Origin of the sequence: Helicobacter sp., assembly GCF_022511165.1 — a bacterium.
In the GTDB taxonomy this organism is placed as follows: domain Bacteria; phylum Campylobacterota; class Campylobacteria; order Campylobacterales; family Helicobacteraceae; genus Helicobacter_C.
Genome location: NZ_JAFLSB010000026.1, coordinates 1 through 16,107 on the forward strand (window position 1 = coordinate 1; position 16,107 = coordinate 16,107).

The 16,107-nt window shown below is 38.0% G+C and carries 12 protein-coding genes and 1 pseudogene; 7 read left to right on the forward strand and 6 right to left on the reverse strand.

From position 1 onward, the window contains the following. The first annotated feature begins 185 nt into the window (after window positions 1–185). From J1E28_RS05030 to J1E28_RS05045, 4 genes and pseudogenes are all read left to right on the forward strand, one after another. Window positions 186–458: a NifU family protein gene (locus J1E28_RS05030; RefSeq protein WP_291027385.1), complete on the forward strand. Its 273-nt coding sequence runs from the start codon at window positions 186–188 to the stop codon at window positions 456–458. A 7-nt stretch (window positions 459–465) separates the two neighbouring features. Beyond that, complete coding sequence (locus tag J1E28_RS05035) at window positions 466–1,092, forward strand: hypothetical protein (protein WP_291027387.1); 627 nt, start codon at window positions 466–468, stop codon at window positions 1,090–1,092. Continuing rightward, a pseudogene (locus J1E28_RS05040) lies at window positions 1,064–2,537 on the forward strand (UDP-N-acetylmuramoyl-L-alanyl-D-glutamate--2,6-diaminopimelate ligase). Before J1E28_RS05035 ends, J1E28_RS05040 begins: the two are co-directional and overlap by 29 nt. Window positions 2,538–2,677: 140 nt before the next feature. After that, window positions 2,678–3,142: a DUF411 domain-containing protein gene (locus tag J1E28_RS05045; protein WP_291027389.1), complete on the forward strand. Its 465-nt coding sequence runs from the start codon at window positions 2,678–2,680 to the stop codon at window positions 3,140–3,142. A gap of 600 nt (window positions 3,143–3,742) precedes the next feature. Here the strand turns inward: J1E28_RS05045 and aspS are convergent. After that, a complete protein-coding gene (aspS, locus tag J1E28_RS05050; protein WP_291027422.1) occupies window positions 3,743–5,479 on the reverse strand; it encodes an aspartate--tRNA ligase in 1,737 nt (578 codons plus the stop codon). 45 nt (window positions 5,480–5,524) lie between these two features. Further along, entirely contained in the window at window positions 5,525–6,493 is a 969-nt protein-coding gene (locus tag J1E28_RS05055) for a chemotaxis protein (RefSeq protein ID WP_291027391.1), read from the reverse strand. Between the two features lie 104 nt (window positions 6,494–6,597). On the opposite strand from J1E28_RS05055, the gene ligA reads away from it, so the two are divergent. Continuing rightward, window positions 6,598–8,556, forward strand: a complete 1,959-nt coding sequence (ligA, locus tag J1E28_RS05060; protein ID WP_291027393.1) for an NAD-dependent DNA ligase LigA — start codon at window positions 6,598–6,600, stop codon at window positions 8,554–8,556. A gap of 198 nt (window positions 8,557–8,754) precedes the next feature. Here the strand turns inward: ligA and J1E28_RS05065 are convergent, their stop codons facing one another. The 4 genes from J1E28_RS05065 to J1E28_RS05080 all read right to left on the reverse strand — a co-directional run bounded on the left by J1E28_RS05065 (window position 8,755) and on the right by J1E28_RS05080 (window position 12,705). After that, a complete protein-coding gene (locus J1E28_RS05065; protein WP_291027395.1) occupies window positions 8,755–9,426 on the reverse strand; it encodes a YhcH/YjgK/YiaL family protein in 672 nt (223 codons plus the stop codon). A gap of 26 nt (window positions 9,427–9,452) precedes the next feature. After that, window positions 9,453–10,637 (reverse strand): succinyl-diaminopimelate desuccinylase, encoded by a 1,185-nt coding sequence (gene dapE / locus J1E28_RS05070; protein ID WP_291027397.1) that lies wholly within the window; start codon window positions 10,635–10,637, stop codon window positions 9,453–9,455. Window positions 10,638–10,712: 75 nt separating this feature from the next. Next, entirely contained in the window at window positions 10,713–11,360 is a 648-nt protein-coding gene (locus J1E28_RS05075) for a flavin reductase (RefSeq protein WP_291027399.1), read from the reverse strand. Continuing rightward, window positions 11,350–12,705 (reverse strand): glycosyltransferase family 9 protein, encoded by a 1,356-nt coding sequence (locus J1E28_RS05080; RefSeq protein WP_291027401.1) that lies wholly within the window; start codon window positions 12,703–12,705, stop codon window positions 11,350–11,352. Before J1E28_RS05080 ends, J1E28_RS05075 begins: the two co-directional genes overlap by 11 nt. A gap of 218 nt (window positions 12,706–12,923) precedes the next feature. On the opposite strand from J1E28_RS05080, the gene hisS reads away from it, so the two are divergent. Beyond that, a complete protein-coding gene (gene hisS, locus J1E28_RS05085; RefSeq protein WP_291027424.1) occupies window positions 12,924–14,267 on the forward strand; it encodes a histidine--tRNA ligase in 1,344 nt (447 codons plus the stop codon). Between the two features lie 30 nt (window positions 14,268–14,297). Further along, window positions 14,298–16,107 (forward strand): M3 family oligoendopeptidase (locus J1E28_RS05090; protein ID WP_291027403.1); only part of this gene is annotated, 1,810 nt, incomplete at its 3' end.

Below are 16,107 nucleotides of genomic sequence, written 5' to 3' on the forward strand. Positions count from 1 at the left end.
TAAATCATATATATAATTGTTAATGGTATGGTTACGAATTAAAATCTTGCGCTGTTTATATTCAGTTCTAAGATTCTGTAGATAAAGTGCTTTTAATATATGAAAGAGTATTTGGCAAAATATTTGAAAAAATAGGCTAGAATGCAAACTTCTTAAGAATATGAGATAAATGTCAAGGAGATGGAGTGTTTCCCTTTAGCGATGAAGAGCTTCAAATGCCTGTTGAAATGGTAATAAAAAAGGTGCGCCCAACATTAACGCTTGATGGTGGAGATATTACTTTGCTAGGCATTAAAGATGCGAGGGTATATGTGCGCCTTGAGGGAGCGTGTAAGGGCTGTCCAAGTTCAGCAAATACGCTTAAATATGCTATTGAAAATCGTTTAAAAGAGGAGATTCACCCCGATATTAGCATTGTGAATGTGCTTCACGGAGAAGAATCACAATTTCATTTATGAGTAGGCTATGGAAGTTGTTAAATTAACAGATGCGCGCACGAGACAGACGATTAACAAAAACAATAAAAAGGCTTTTGCGCTTTTTAGTAATAAACAATACAAACAAGCTTTTTCACTTTTTGCGCAAAATTTACAGCTTGATTCAGATAATACAGAATCTCTGGTGGGATTACTTCTTGCGGATATGGCGCAGGATTTTGAGGAACAGGCTCTTAGCTTATATGAATATTACCAAATTTTGCTCTCCCAAGAAATCAGTAAGGCAAAGGCAAGGGCACAGATTCTAAAGACAATTCAAAGTTTTGATAGAAGCACAAGCAGTATATTTTCACTTCTCAAAAGCCTTGAGAATCTTCGAGCAGATGCTATTGAGGGGATTTTGTATAAAGATTTTAAGCGCATTGCACAAGATAACTTTAAAGAGGCATTTGAGGATTTAATTTTTAGCACAAAAATTGTTTTTACCAACAAAAGCGAGTTTTATGATTTTCTTAATCAGCTCGTGGAGAATGATTATTATGATATGTCGCTTGAATACATAGAATCTCTCAAAAAAAATATTATATACGATAAAGAAATTGAGAAAATTTTGCAAAAGGTTGGCAATGATAATCACAAAAAGCATAAGGTATAAGGAGAGAGACTATCGTGCAATTACCGATGATACACGCGTGGTTGAGGCACTTTTAAGAGGTGAGATATTAAAAGAGTGTGAGCAAGAGATAGATTTGAATTCTCTGCTTCTTGTCAAAACAAAACAAAATGCGCCTTTTGTAGCAAAGCTTGAAGATTCTTATTTAAACCAATCTGCTAGGCAAGGCTTACTAAAGTCTCAAAGTGGGAGAGATGAGCAGGGGAGAGAATACTCTCAATCCACATTGCGCATCATAGAAACAAATGAGCTTTATTCTGTGCTTTTTGGGGATTCTAGTGCATCAAAGATGCGTATTGTAGGCATTACCGGCACAAATGGTAAAACAACCACAGCAGCAATTATTTATTCAATCTTGCTTGATTTAGGTTATAAGGTGGCATTGCTTGGCACGAGAGGGTTTTTTATGAATGATAAGCCAATAAAGCCAAAAGGTTTAACAACGCCGAGTTTGCTTGAGCTGTATGATGATTTATGTATGGCAGCACAAGAGGGGAGCGATTTTTTTATTATGGAGGTAAGTTCTCACGCTATTGAGCAAGAGCGCATAGCTGGGCTTGAGTTTGCACTTAAGATTCTTACAAATATCACAAGTGATCATTTGGATTATCATCAAAGTATAGAAGAGTATCGACGCGTAAAAAATCATTTTTTTGAGGGGAAAGGTGGGGAGTTTTAAGCTGCTTAATGCCGATGAGTCTCACGCGCATTGTGAGGATAGGGAGGCATTTTATTATGGAGTGGAAAAAAAGGGACATTTGAGCGTTTCAGCTTATGCACTAGAATCTGGTATAGATGCGCATATTTCGTGGAAATTTAAAGATTGCTTGGAGCATAGCACGATAGAGGCGCATTTATATGGTAAGCATAATCTTTATAATGTCCTCGCTGCGCTTGGGGCTGTGAAGATTCTCACAGATAAACCCCTAGAATCTATTTGCGCTCCATTGGGGCATTTTGGAGGTGTAAGTGGGCGTATGGAAGTAGTGCAGACAAAACCGCTTGTAATTGTAGATTTTGCCCATACTTATGATGGTATGCGTCAAATTTTTGAGAGTTTTAGACATCGAAAAATTGCGGTTGTCTTTGGAGCAGGAGGCGATAGAGATAAGAGCAAGCGTCCTAAAATGGGGGCGTGTGCTCAAAGCTTTGCGCATAAAATATATATCACAAGCGATAATCCCCGCACAGAATCTCCCAAAGATATTATTGATGATATATTAAGCGGTATGAAGCCGAGTGAGCGGGTGTTTGTAGAATCTGATCGTAAAAAGGCAATTCACCGCGCACTTGATGAGCTTAGAGATGATGAAGTGTTGCTTATTCTTGGCAAGGGTGATGAGGATTATCAAATTATTGGCACGCAAAAAACGCATTTTGATGATAGGGAAGTAGTAAGGGCATATTTTGAAAATAAGGGAGCTTAAGGGGCAAAAAGGCTTAAAAAAAGAGACTATCTCATTGGTTACAAATAGAGTAAATAGAGACGCATAAGTCTTTAGTTTATGCTTAGTTTGTAAAAGATTCATACAATTTTTATGAATTTATATCTATTTAAGGAGAGATGATGAAAAAATATCTATTCATTTTGTCTTTATCACTATTTTTACCCCTTGGTCTTTTTGCAGCTAAGACTATTGATATGCACTCAAGCCCCACTTGCGGCTGCTGTAAGCTTTGGGCAGATTATATGCAAAAAAAGGGTTATGAAGTAAAAGTTACAGAATCAAGAGATTATTATAAAATTAAAGATAAGTATAAAATAAAACCCGAGTATCAAAGCTGCCACACAGGTATTTTAGAAGGCTATGTAGTAGAGGGGCACGTGCCAGAGAGTGCGATAGAGTGGCTTTTGAAAAATAAACCTGAAAATGTAATAGGCATTTCTGTGCCGGGTATGCCACTAGGAAGCCCAGGTATGGAGCAAGGAAACAAAAAAGATGAATATCCTGTGCTTTTACTTTATAAAGATGGCTCAAGTAAAATTTATGGACATTTTAAAGGCGAGACACTTACTAAAAAGGGATTGTAGGCGATTTTTTAGCTTTTAAGGGATTCTTAATACTATCTCAAAAAGCACTCAATGAGGTAAAATCAATATTATTGCATTTGTTATTCTTTAATAGCCCTTAAGGAATGTTTTTTGTAAAAGAGTATAAGCTTCTAGGGAGAGGGATATATCCTTACCGAAAGTCTCTTATGCCCTTAGATTTTTTAGTATTGAGTGTTTTCATCGGCAATCCTTGAGATGAGATTGGATAGTGGCGATAATATTTTTCATCTTTGTAAATATCTTTTCTTTCTTTTGGTTATTTCTCATTTTCAGCATTTAAATTTTTAGCTTTCTTTTTGGATTGATTAAGCTTTGCTACTCATTCTGTTTTTTTAAGATTCCATATTCTTGTTTTCTTTTGTAAATTTTTTCTTCTACACAAAGAGTTCTTAAGATTTTATCCCTTTCTTTTTTGCCTAATTTAAGCGATTTTTTCGTGTTTTTTCCATTCTTTCTTTTGTATTGAGTTTTTTATAGCTAAGGATAGCCTCTCTTTCCTTTTTTCTTTGTATCATCTCATCTCTTAGCTATTTTGATGAGGCGAGGAAGCACTCTTTTTGAAAAGATTAAACTAGAGAGTTACTCACTTTTTGTGCGGATATGAAGCTCTTTTAATTGTTCATTGCTCACTTTGCTTGGAGCAGAGGTAAGCGGACAAGTTGCCTTTTGTGTTTTAGGAAATGCAATCACATCACGGATACTTTGCGCCTTACTTAAAAGCATAATCAACCTATCAAAGCCAATCGCGATACCCCCGTGCGGAGGCGCACCATAGCTTAGGGCTTCAAGCAAAAAGCCAAATTTATCTTGCGCCTCCTCCGCACTGATACCTAGCAGCTCAAACACACGTTTTTGTATAGAATCTTTATGGATTCTAATGCTTCCACCGCCAAGCTCGATGCCATTAAGCACCACATCATAAGCTATGGAAGTAATCTCCTCAATATCCTCTTTATCCAAATCATTTGGCATTGTGAAAGGGTGGTGTAGGGCTTTCGTTTTGCCCTCTTCTTTTTCAAACATTGGAAAATCCACCACCCATAAAAACTTATCCTTATTTTCATCGATAAGATTCATATCGTGGGCGATTTTAAGACGTAATCTCCCCATATAATCCCACACAATCTTTTTTGCCCCCGCACCAAAAAAGATAATATCGCCCACTTCTGCACCTACGCGCGAGATAAGCTCACTCAAGGCATTTTGAGAGATAAATTTGACAAGAGGACCTTTGAGTTCATTTTCTTTCACTTGAATGTAAGCAAGTCCCTTTGCACCAAATTTACGCACAAACTCTTCTGTCTCACCTAAACTCTTGCGTGAAAAAAATGTATCACCGCCCTTGACACATAAAGCCTTAATGCGATTTGTCTTAGCATCTTGCGCAATGCTTTGAAAGATAGGATTACTTGAATCCACAAATAAATCGCCCACCTCCACAAGTGGCATATCAAAGCGCAAATCAGGTTTATCACTCCCATAAGATTCCATAGCCTTGGCATATTTTAAGCGCATAAAGGGTATTTGTATATCTTTGCCACACGCAGCAAAAATATCTTTAAGTAAGGTTTCAGCCATACTCATAATATCCTCTTGCTCGCAAAAACTCATTTCAATATCAATTTGTGTAAATTCTGGCTGTCTATCCGCGCGTAAATCTTCATCGCGGAAGCATTTGGCGATTTGAAAATATTTATCAAAACCGCTCATCATAAGAAGCTGTTTGAAAAGCTGTGGGCTTTGAGGCAGGGCATAAAATTCGCCTTGATGAACGCGGGAGGGGACAAGATAGTCCCTTGCTCCCTCTGGTGTAGCCTTTGTGAGTATGGGTGTCTCTACTTCTAAAAATCCCATTTTCTGCAAACTATTGCGTGCAGCTATGGCTGCATTAGAGCGCATTTGGAATATATTATACGCTTTAGGGGAGCGCAAATCAAGGTAGCGATATTTGAGCCTTAGCTCCTCATTTACGCTTTCATCACCAATAGCAATAGGAGGCGTGGGAGATTTATTTTCAATCACAAGTGAGCTTAGCGCCACCTCTATCATACCGGTTTTAAGCTTTGGGTTTTCAAGTCCTTTGCCCCTTGCTCTTACTTTACCTTCTGCTAAAAGCACATACTCATCGCGCACACTTGAAGCAATTTCATACGCTGGGCTATTTGGGTCGCATACAAGCTGAATAATGCCACTTTTATCGCGTAAATCAATGAATACCACGCCCCCGTGGTCGCGGTATGTATTGCACCATCCGCATACTTTTACTTCCGCGCCAATATCCGCCTCTCCTAAGTCTGCACATAAGTGAGTTCTCAACATAGACTGCCTTCTTAAATAAAGATTGTTTAAAACTCTTAGATTTTAAGCATTTGAGCTTACAAAAATCTTACGCAAAGCTTGTTCGATTTCAGTAGGATTAGATTTAGTAACAAATCCATCGGCTCTAAGGCTTTTTGCCATTTGGCGATTGCCATCACCACTCATTGAGGAATTGATAATGACAGGGATATGTGAGGTAGCAGGAGTTTCTTTGATGCGCTTTAACACCTCAAAACCTGACATAACAGGCATTTCTAAGTCCGTAATGACAGCACCCACTCTTTCAATAATTCCCGGATTATATAGATAATCAATCAAAGCCTTTCCATTGGGGAAACAAAAATATTTGATATTGAGTTTTTCGATAATTTTTTGGAGGAAAATTGCTGCTGTTTTAGAATCTTCGGCTAAAAGCACAATTTTATCAGTTGAGATTGTGCCTAAATCTTTGAGTTTATGTTCATTTGCAACATCAGTTGATAGACAAGCATCTGTAAGCATTCTTTCTACATCAAGGATTTGAATCACCGAGCCATCATCAAATTTAGTTGTTGCAGTAACCTTCGCATCAGCATCATTTCCAAATTCTATACCCGTGTCAATATCATTCCAGCTTTTGTGGATAATTCTCTTCACGCTTAGAATCTTCAGTCCAACCGTGCTGTTAGAAAAATTACAAATAACAACTAAGCTCTTTTTGGTATTCAATGAAAATTCTCGCAAATCTCTATTTGGGTCATCCTTGCTATAACGTAGCCAACGGCGCATATCAATCAGTGGAATTGTTTCATCACGCACGGTAAGATAGCCAAGTATGATGCCATTATCTTCTCCTGCTGTTTCAGTAATTTCGTTGTCATAATAGATAATTTCGCGTATTTTAAATACATTCATCGCATAGAGCTGACTTATGCCTTCCTTTTCTTCTTCGAGCGTAAAACATAAAAACTGCACCTCATTATTAAGATGCAACGAAGTGTTTTTATCAATTAAATCCTGCTTTTTTGCCAAAGCTTACCTCCAACGAATAAAGTGCTATTAAAAAAATGATACAATTCTATCTTAAAATATATAAAATAAGAATTAGAACTTTAAAATTTAAGGATAAAACTATAATGATAGATACAGAATACCACGATAAGGTGCAGATTCTTAAAAAAATGGCATATCATTATTATGTACTTGATGAGCCAATCGCTACTGATGAGCAGTATGATAGGCTTTATCATCAAGTGTTGGAGTATGAGAAAAATAACCCACACCTTATTGATTCTAGCTCTCCCACACAGCGCGTAGGTGATACGCCTTTGGAATCTTTTAGTAAAAATACGCATTTAGAACGTATGTGGAGCTTAGAGGATATATTTAATGATGGCGAATTGAGCCAATGGATTGGGAGAATCTACAAATCCCACCCTAATGCGAGTTTTACTTGCTCACCTAAGTTTGATGGTGCGAGCTTAAATCTCCTTTATCGTGAGGGTAAGCTTGTGAGCGCAACTACGCGTGGAAATGGCATAGAGGGGGAACTTGTAACGCATAATGCAAGGACAATCCAAAGCATTCCGCTTGAGATTGCATTAAAAGATGAAATTGAGATTCGTGGGGAGGTAGTGATAGCTAAAGATGATTTTGAGATAATCAACAAAGAGCGACTAGAGCAGGAGCAAAATCTCTTTGCAAACCCTCGCAATGCAGCCGCTGGAAGCCTAAGACAGCTTGATTCAAAGATTACAGCTAAACGCAAATTACGTTTTATGCCTTGGGGTATTGGTGCGGGGCTAAATCAATTTGGAAGCTTTTATGAGGCATTGCAAAAGATTGAGAGCTTTGGCTTTGCGCCCATACCTTTTTTGAGCTATTGTGCAAATAAAGAGGAGATTGAAAAAGCCTATCACACGCTTTTATCAAAACGCAATGATTATGCTATTATGCTTGATGGTATGGTGATTATGCTTGATGAGATTAGCGCACAACAAGAGCTTGGCTGGACTATTAAATCGCCTCGTTTTGCTTGTGCGTATAAATTCCCTGCTATAGAGAAAAGCTCTAAGATTCTTGCTGTAAGCTTACAAGTAGGGCGCACTGGGGTTATTACGCCTGTGGCAGAACTAGAGCCTGTGGAGATTGAGGGAGCGATGATTTCACGCGCAAGTTTGCATAATTTTAGCGAGATTAAGCGTAAAGATATAATGCTAGGCGATGAAGTGGTGATTATCCGCAGTGGCGATGTGATCCCTAAAATCATTAAGCCACTTACTGCTTTGCGCGATGGCACACAAAAAGCAATTCCTAAACCCACACATTGCCCTGTATGCGGCGAGGAACTGCTACTTGAGGAGATATTTATTAAATGTCAGAATCTCAGCTGTGAGGCGCGTGTGATAGAATCAATTATCCATTTTGCATCTAAAAAAGCACTCAATATTGATGGCTTGGGCGAAAAAAATGTGATTGCGCTCTATGAAAATGCGTTTGTAAGGAGTATTAAGGATATTTATAGTTTGTCTTTGGAGCAATTACTTAGCCTAGAGGGGTGGAAGGAAAAACGAGCTAAAAATCTCATTGAGGCTATAAAAAATACCATAGGTGTGGAATTATGGCGTTTTATCAATGCGCTTGGAATCGAGCATATTGGCGAGGGAGCGAGTAAGAAGCTTGCTCAAAAATTTGGCTTAGATACCTTTAAGCTTGAAATAGAATCAGTGCTTAGCCTTGATGGATTTGGCGAGGAAATGGCATATTCACTTGTGGAGTTTAATCACGCCAATAAGCTACTTATAGAGGAGCTACTTTCTATTATTCAGCCTCGTGTTGAGCTTTTGCAGGTTGATAGCAATCATATTTTTTATGGTAAAAGTATCGTGCTTACAGGCACATTGAGTAAGCCTCGTGATGTAATCAGCGCATTTTTAGAATCTAAAGGCGCAAAAATAAGCTCAAGCGTGAGTAAAAAGACGGATTTTGTGATTTATGGAGAGAGTGCTGGGAGTAAGCTTGAAAAAGCAAAGGCTCTTAATGTAAAAACACTCAACGAAGCAGAATTTAAAGCTCTTTTACAAGAGGAATTATAAGCGTATAGTAGGGATTATTAAGAGCTTTTTTGTTTATACTTTGAGTTGTGGGTTTGTGTGCTAAAATCGCTTAAGCATCACTGCATAGAGTTTGTGCGCCACATTTTTTCTTAATCACTTATTTTTTGCTTTTTAGCCTTTATTTTTAAAAAAAGTATTTTAAAAATAAAGGATTCTGTGATTAAAGCGCATAAAATTCTATCGCTCTAAGCCAAGCAGATACACAGGGACTTTTAATACACTTTTTTTGACTTGTGCAAATGGATTTATATTTGTTTGAGTAGCATAGTGAGTGGAGGTGGTATATCGTGTCTCTTTGCTTAGCTCTAAGCCTCCTGCGTGGGTATCGTCAGGAAAAAATATGGCTAAATCTCCGCTACGCAAAAGTAAATCTGTGCGATAAGGTGTGTTTAAAACCTCATCAAATGGGAGTGTATGGCTTATTTTTAGCATATTATTATCTAAAGTGCTAGATTCTGCATAACAATGCCTAAAGGCATTGTTATAGACAATCAAATCCCTATTTTCATCATAAGGAATCTGAATCTCAAAGCTCTCTTTATCACCAATTCGCATAAACTCATATCCCTCTACTACAAGCTGAAAATCAATAAATGCGCGATGTGTTTCAAAAAAAGCATTTTTGGCACTTTTTAAGTGATAGGTTTGTTCTATGGCGCGGATATTTTGAGAAAGTGGATAAGTTACCTCTTTGCGTTCTTCTCCTTGCTCTATGGTAAGATTTGTGATTCTTTTATGAATCTCGTGTGTGGGATTAAGGGCATTAAGCATATATGCTCTTGCTTCTTCAAGTGCAGGATATGCCCTAAAAAACCAATCTAAATGCGTAAGTTTGCCAATAACTGCCATTGTTGCTCCTTAGTTTTATTAGAGAGTTAATGAATTTTTTTAGCACTCTTAATATATGAGTGCAAAAAATATGTAAAAATATCGTATAATGCGAGAATATCGCTTGTGGATACGCGCTCATTGATGGCGTGGATTCTATCATTTGGCACGCCAAGTTCTACTACATCTATGCCATATTGGGCAAAGAATCGTGCATCACTTGTGCCTCCACTTGTGCTTAAAGTCGGGCTAAGGTTACTTATATTTTTTATTGCATCACAAAGCAATGCAATCAGCACACTTTTATCATTTGTGATAAAAGGAAGTGAATTTGTTTTGAGCGAGAGTTCATAAGGCGTTTCCCCAAAAACCCCTTTGATGTAAGCGCGGATAGAATCTTCATCACTCAAAGGGGAATTACGCACATTAAACATTATTTTGAGATTTTGCGGGGTTACATTGACAACTTCCATACCGCTACGAATATCGGTTATAACAAGTTTGCTTGGGGAAAAATGGCAATCTCCATTATCAAGTGCTACTCCTGCTAATGCACCAAGCTTATTCCCGAGGAGTTCAATAGGATTGAGGCATTTTTCCGGATAAGCCACGTGTCCTTGTTTGCCCTCTAATGTGAGTATGCCATTAATCGAGCCGCGTCTGCCGATTTTTATCATATCGCCAGTGTGCTCACAGCTTGTTGGTTCAGCGACAATGCACGCGTGAGGAAGTAGGCAAGATTCTTGTAGGGTTTTGAGCATATATCTTGTGCCATAAATGCCCTCTCCTTCTTCATCGCTTGTTAAAAGAATAGAAATCATACAAGCAGAATCTTTAAGTTCTTGTGCGAAATTTTGAGATTGCAAAACATTGACAATAGCGCAAATAAAGGCGCTTATACCTCCTTTCATATCTTGTGCGCCTCGCCCATAGATATACCCCTCACTCTGCATACCGCAAAATGGCTCATATTCCCAGCCTTCACCTGTAGGGACGACATCAATATGCCCTGCAAAGCAGAGATGATGAAGGCTATCTTTTGCTAAACCTTTAGGCGAAATAGCAAAAAAAAGATTTTTTACCCCCTCAACTTCTTGCTCTATGAGTGTTGTATCATAATGTTTATGGTGTATAAGGGGGTTAAGTTTATGCAAAATATGCTGATAAATACCGCATTCTTTGGGGGTAATGGTAGGATATGTGATGAGCTCTTGTAAAAATTGAAGAGGCATTATGAATCCTTTGTGGGACTAAGGTGATTAATTGTGTTAAAAAAGCATCTTAAGTAACGAGAAAAAACAAATGTGTTACTCATTCTTTTTTCCATCATTTGTTAGAGAGGGTTTTTGGGCATCTTTGGGTGTTGTTTGCTTGTTTTGAGAGTGAAGCGCAACATCTGCCCCTAAAGTTTTATAGATATGTCCCACTCTGCCAATAAAACGAGGCAAAAAGCGCAAATCTTCCTTGTAAATATTATCATCTATGTAGAAAAATTTAGCCTCTAAAAGCACGCTTTTGTCTTTGCCAATTTCAAGTATATCGTATAAATCACACATAAAAGCAATCTGTATGCCTTGAGGTGCAGGGGGATAGCCTGATTGCAAGAGTTTAAGTGGAATATTAAACTCACTCGCTTCGCTCGCGCCATATTCAAGCTCGGTGCTACTATCTTGCAAGGCTTGAATATGGGCAATATCGCACATACTGATAGTAGCCTTGCGTGTGTGATGAATATTTTTAAAACTATCTTTTTCTAGTCCATCACTTTTTTGCATCATACAGATGGAAAAAACAGGCGGATTCACACTCATTGGAGCAAAGAAACTAAAAGGAGCGAGATTAACGCCACCATTTGGGAAAATCGTGCTTACCCAAGCAATGGGACGCGGCGTAATGGTATTGCTAAGTATTTTGTAGTTTTGTAAAAATGTTGAAGTATGAGCATCAAGTATCATTGTTTAGCCCTTTTGTGCTGTTTTTTAGCAGATTTATAGTATGAGTGATAACTTCCTCTGGCGTGATGAGTTTCATACATTGATGATGTTTTAGCGGACATTCTCGTTTTTTGCACGGCGCACAAGGCACATATTTACAAAGCAACACGCAAGAGTGATAAGGAGAATCTTTATGTGATTGCATTGTAGAATCTTCAAGGATTATTTCAGGGGATTGTGTGTTTTTTGTATCCTTAAAGCCTGTGGGCATTAAAGGGAGCGAATGAAGAGGTTTTGGAGCATAAGGAGCAGTTTCTTTAATGTTTGTAGGTCCAAAAATTGCTACCATAGGTACTTTTAGCGCAGCAGCGATGTGCATAGGTCCGCTGTCATTAGTGATAAAAACATTCATTGCAGCAATATAATCAATGAGTTGGCTTAGATTTGTCTTATCTGTAAGATCGTGAAAAAATCCTATATTGGGGTGATTGGCAATAGATTCTGCAATTTGTGCATTGGTGCGTGAGCTTTCACTTGAGCCAAAGAGATAAACATCATAAGAGCAAGTAAGAAAATACTCAATAATAGCAATAAAATAGGATTTTTCCCAGCATTTAGCACTCCCAAAAGCTGCACCGGGATTAATCCCTATGGCGTAGGATTGTGTAGGTAAGGTTAAAGCAGAGGCAATAAGCTGAAGTGGCATTGTGCTAAGAATAGGGAGCAAATCAAGCTGAAATTGCATTTGAGATGCAGAATCTATACAATCTTGCAAGTTTTGAATATGTGCAAGTTGTTCTTGGAGCTTTAGGGTATCTTTGGGTAAAAAATTTCCTCCACTCTTATCATCGAGTGCATTTTTATATGTTTCATAGGCTTGTTTTTGCACAGATTCTAAAGAAGCAATGAGTTCAAGGTAGAGGCATACTTGATGTTTGATATTTCCTTGCCAATCGTATTTATGCAAAGGTAAGGCGTGGGTAAGAAGGAAACTTCGAGCATTTTTAGCATAGCCTATGCGCACCTTACTTTTACTCCAATATAAAAGCAGAGCAGAAAAAAAGGTATTAGTAAAACTTATGGCAAGATCGTGTATGCCTATTTCTTTGGCAAGTTTTCTTGTCGCATAGATTCTGCATTTTGCACTTTTGCTTGTATCAATAACAATGCGTTTTACCCTCTCATCTCGCTCATAAATTCCACAACTTGCCTTTGTGCCTACAAGTGTAAAATCAGCATTGACAAAGCTTTTTTTGAGCCATTCAAATGCAGGAGAAATCATCACGCTATCACCTAGCCAATTTGGTAAGCGCAGAAGCACACTTTTGATAGAATAAGTAGGAATAGCCCCTTGTGTTAAAGACATCTTTGCTCCACGAATGTTTATTGTTGTAGAGAATCTAAAAATAGCACGAGATTCAAATAAATATTGCGCTATTGTAGAAGCAAAAAGCTAAAAATTTGCTATGAAGTGTGAAAATCTTACCAAAATCCCTCATAATGTAGCTAAAATAAAACATTTTTAAGATAAAATAAATCTTTGTAGGTATTTTGAGATTTCCAAGGAGGATTGTGAGAATGGCGTTGGTTACTCCTCGCACATTGAGTGGTTTTAGAGATAGATTGCCCAAAGAAGCCCTTGCAAAGACACTTTTACTCAATAAATTAAGTGCTGTATTTATGGATTTTGGCTTTGTACCTATCGAAACACCACATTTGGAATATGCTGATGTGCTTATTAAGCAAGGGAGTGATGAGATTCAAAAGGAATTGTATCGTTTTAAAGATCACGGCGGACGCGATGTCGCATTAAGGTTTGATCTTACCGTGCCTTTAGCGCGTTTTATCTCACAATACAAAAATGAAGTAGGTTTGCCTTTTAAACGTTTTGCCATAGGGAGCGTGTTTCGTGGAGAGAGAGCGCAGAGAGGGAGATACAGGGAATTTACACAATGTGATTTTGATTTTATAGGGAGTGATAGTATTTCTTGTGATGCAGAGATTCTACAAGTGATTTATGCTTCACTTGTGGAGCTTGGGATAAATGAATTTACCATTTGGCTCAATCATCGCGGGATTTTGAATGGTATTTGCGAACATTGTGGTATTACTGGAGAAAAAAATGTCAATACTGCCTTGCGTATCATTGATAAGCTTGATAAGATTGGTAAAGAGGGCGTAGCAAATGAATTACAAAAAGACTTAGCCCTTACTAGCACTCAAGTTGAAAGATTGCTAGAATATACATCAATCAAGCAGAGCGGCGATAGTGAGCTTTTTTTTAAACACATTGAATATATGGGTGAGTTTAATGATTCTATCAAAAAAGGTATAGAGGATTTAAAGGCTCTCTATGAGGTGCTTTCAGCGCTACAAATTGATAAAGATACCTATCGCATAAATTTTTCTATTGCGCGTGGGCTAGGGTATTATACAGGGATTGTGTATGAAACAACACTTAATAGACTTAAGAGCATAGGAAGCGTGTGTTCAGGTGGGCGATATGATAATCTCACACGCACTTTTTCACAAGAAAAAATGAGTGGTGTTGGTGCGAGTATTGGGCTTGATAGGCTTTTGGCTGCATTAGAAGAAACAGAGCTTTCGCATAAAAAAGCAACTGCTGTGCGTGCGCTTATTGTATGTATGGATAAAACATATTTTGGTTATGCACATCTTCTTGCAGAATCTTTCCGCCATTCAAAAGTGCCTATCGAGGTTTATCCTGAAGTAAGTAAGCTTAAAAAACAATTTAGTTATGCCCACACTAAGGGGCACGAGTTTGTGATTGTTATTGGTGAAAGTGAGTTTAACTCAAAAACACTCACACTAAAAAATATGACTTCAGGAGTGCAGATTGCCAATATAAGTTTTCTCAAAGCCATTGAATTGGTAAGGGAGGAGGGAAATGAGGAGATGAAAATTTAACATTGAGTAATAAAAATTTAAGGAGTGTCAATGAACAGAGAATCTAGCCAATGGGATTTAAACCCACTTTTTAAAAGCGAGGGACATTTGGAGCGTTTTATGGCTACAAATACGCGCAGAGCAAAACATTTTGCAAAAACTTATGAACAAAAACTTGATAAGATTCAATCAGATTCATTTTGTGAAGTGATTAAAGAATATGAGGCGATTTTGGAGGGATTTGCTCGTGTGATGACTTATGTATTTTTGCGCTTTGCAAAGGATACGACACAAGGTGATATGTATGCTAAATATGAAATGCAAACCACACAGGCACAGAATCTTGTCTTATTTTTTGAATTAGAATTTTGCAAACTCCCTGCTAAAAAGCGCGAAGAGATTATCAGCTATGCGCCACAATATGCGTATTTTTTGCAAAAACTCATTGAGCAAGATCGCTATCAACTCTCTTTGGCAGAGGAAAAAGTGCTTTTGGCGACTTCTCCTGTGGGCGTGAGTGCATTTTCTCGCCTTTTTGATGAGCATTTGGCAAATCTTACTTTCAAATCACCTAAAATAAATACTGATTCTAAAACCCGCTCTAATGACAAAAAATCACCAAAAAACAAAAAAACAAAAACTCTTAATGAAGAGGAGATTCTAAGCCTACTTCATCATCATAAACGCGATGTGCGCAAAGAGGCGCAAAAAATCTTTACAAAAAAACTCTATAAATCTCGCCATCTTTTAAGCTATGTTCTCAATATGGTGCGTAAGGATTTGCATATTCAAATGCAGCTACGCGGATACAAATTACCTGAATCCTTTCGCCATATTTCAAATGCGGCGACACAAAAGAGTGTGGATAAGCTTATTGAAGTAACGAGCGCGCATTATGGGCTTGTGGGTGAGTATTATGAGATAAAAGCAAAGCTTTTGGGCTTAAAAGAGCTTAAAGATTATGATCGCTATGCGCCGATTGAGAGTGATGCGTATGAGCTTCCTTATGAAGAGGCAATTAAGCTTGTATTGAAATCCTTTGGGCATTTTAGCAAGGAGTTTAGAGAAATCGCGCTTAAGGCTTTGAAAAAAGGCTGGGTGGATTCTCACCCTGCTGCGCATAAAAGAGGAGGTGCATTTAGCCACGGCAGTGTGCCAAGTGCGCACCCCTATGTGTTGCTTAATTACACCAATTCTCGCCGAGATGCTTTCACGATTGCTCACGAGTTTGGGCATATGATTCACCAAGAGCTTTCTAAAACACAAGGTTATCTCAATATGGATACACCGCTTACCACTGCCGAAACAGCCTCTGTATTTGCTGAAATGATTTTGTTTGATACACTTAAAACAAGCTTGAGTAAAGAGGAGCTTATCCCGCTATATGCAGGAAAACTAGAAGATATTTTCTCAACACTTTTTCGTCAGGTTGTAATGACGCATTTTGAACGTAGAATCCACGCTCAAAGTGATGAGCTAAAGCCTGAAGAATTTGATGAAATATGGCGTGAAGAAAATGAACGTATGTTTGGCAAAAGTTTGAAATTAAGCAAGAATTATGAGGGTTGGTGGTGCTATATCCCGCATTTTGTGCATTCTCCTTTTTATTGTTATGCGTATAGCTATGGGCAGTTACTTGTTTTGGCACTTTTTGGCTTATATAAATCACAAAAAACGCCACAAGGCAAAGCGAAATTTATCCAAAAATATATACAATTTCTTTCACTCGGTGGAAGCAAGAGTCCTAAAGCCCTCATTAGCTCATTTGGATTAAATCTTGAAAGTGATAAATTTTGGCTCATAGGAATGAATGAGGTGCAAAAAATGCTTGAGGAATTTAAGGAGTTGCTAAATGCAAAAG

Bases quoted from the DNA above. Each gene is read 5' to 3' on its own strand.
- J1E28_RS05035 (WP_291027387.1), top strand. From the start codon at position 466: ATGGAAGTTGTTAAATTAACAGATGCGCGCACGAGACAGACGATTAAC.
- J1E28_RS05045 (WP_291027389.1), top strand. From the start codon at position 2,678: ATGAAAAAATATCTATTCATTTTGTCTTTATCACTATTTTTACCCCTT.
- ligA (WP_291027393.1), top strand. From the start codon at position 6,598: ATGATAGATACAGAATACCACGATAAGGTGCAGATTCTTAAAAAAATG.
- J1E28_RS05065 (WP_291027395.1), bottom strand. From the start codon at position 9,426: ATGGCAGTTATTGGCAAACTTACGCATTTAGATTGGTTTTTTAGGGCA.
- dapE (WP_291027397.1), bottom strand. From the start codon at position 10,637: ATGCCTCTTCAATTTTTACAAGAGCTCATCACATATCCTACCATTACC.
- J1E28_RS05075 (WP_291027399.1), bottom strand. From the start codon at position 11,360: ATGATACTTGATGCTCATACTTCAACATTTTTACAAAACTACAAAATA.
- J1E28_RS05080 (WP_291027401.1), bottom strand. From the start codon at position 12,705: ATGTCTTTAACACAAGGGGCTATTCCTACTTATTCTATCAAAAGTGTG.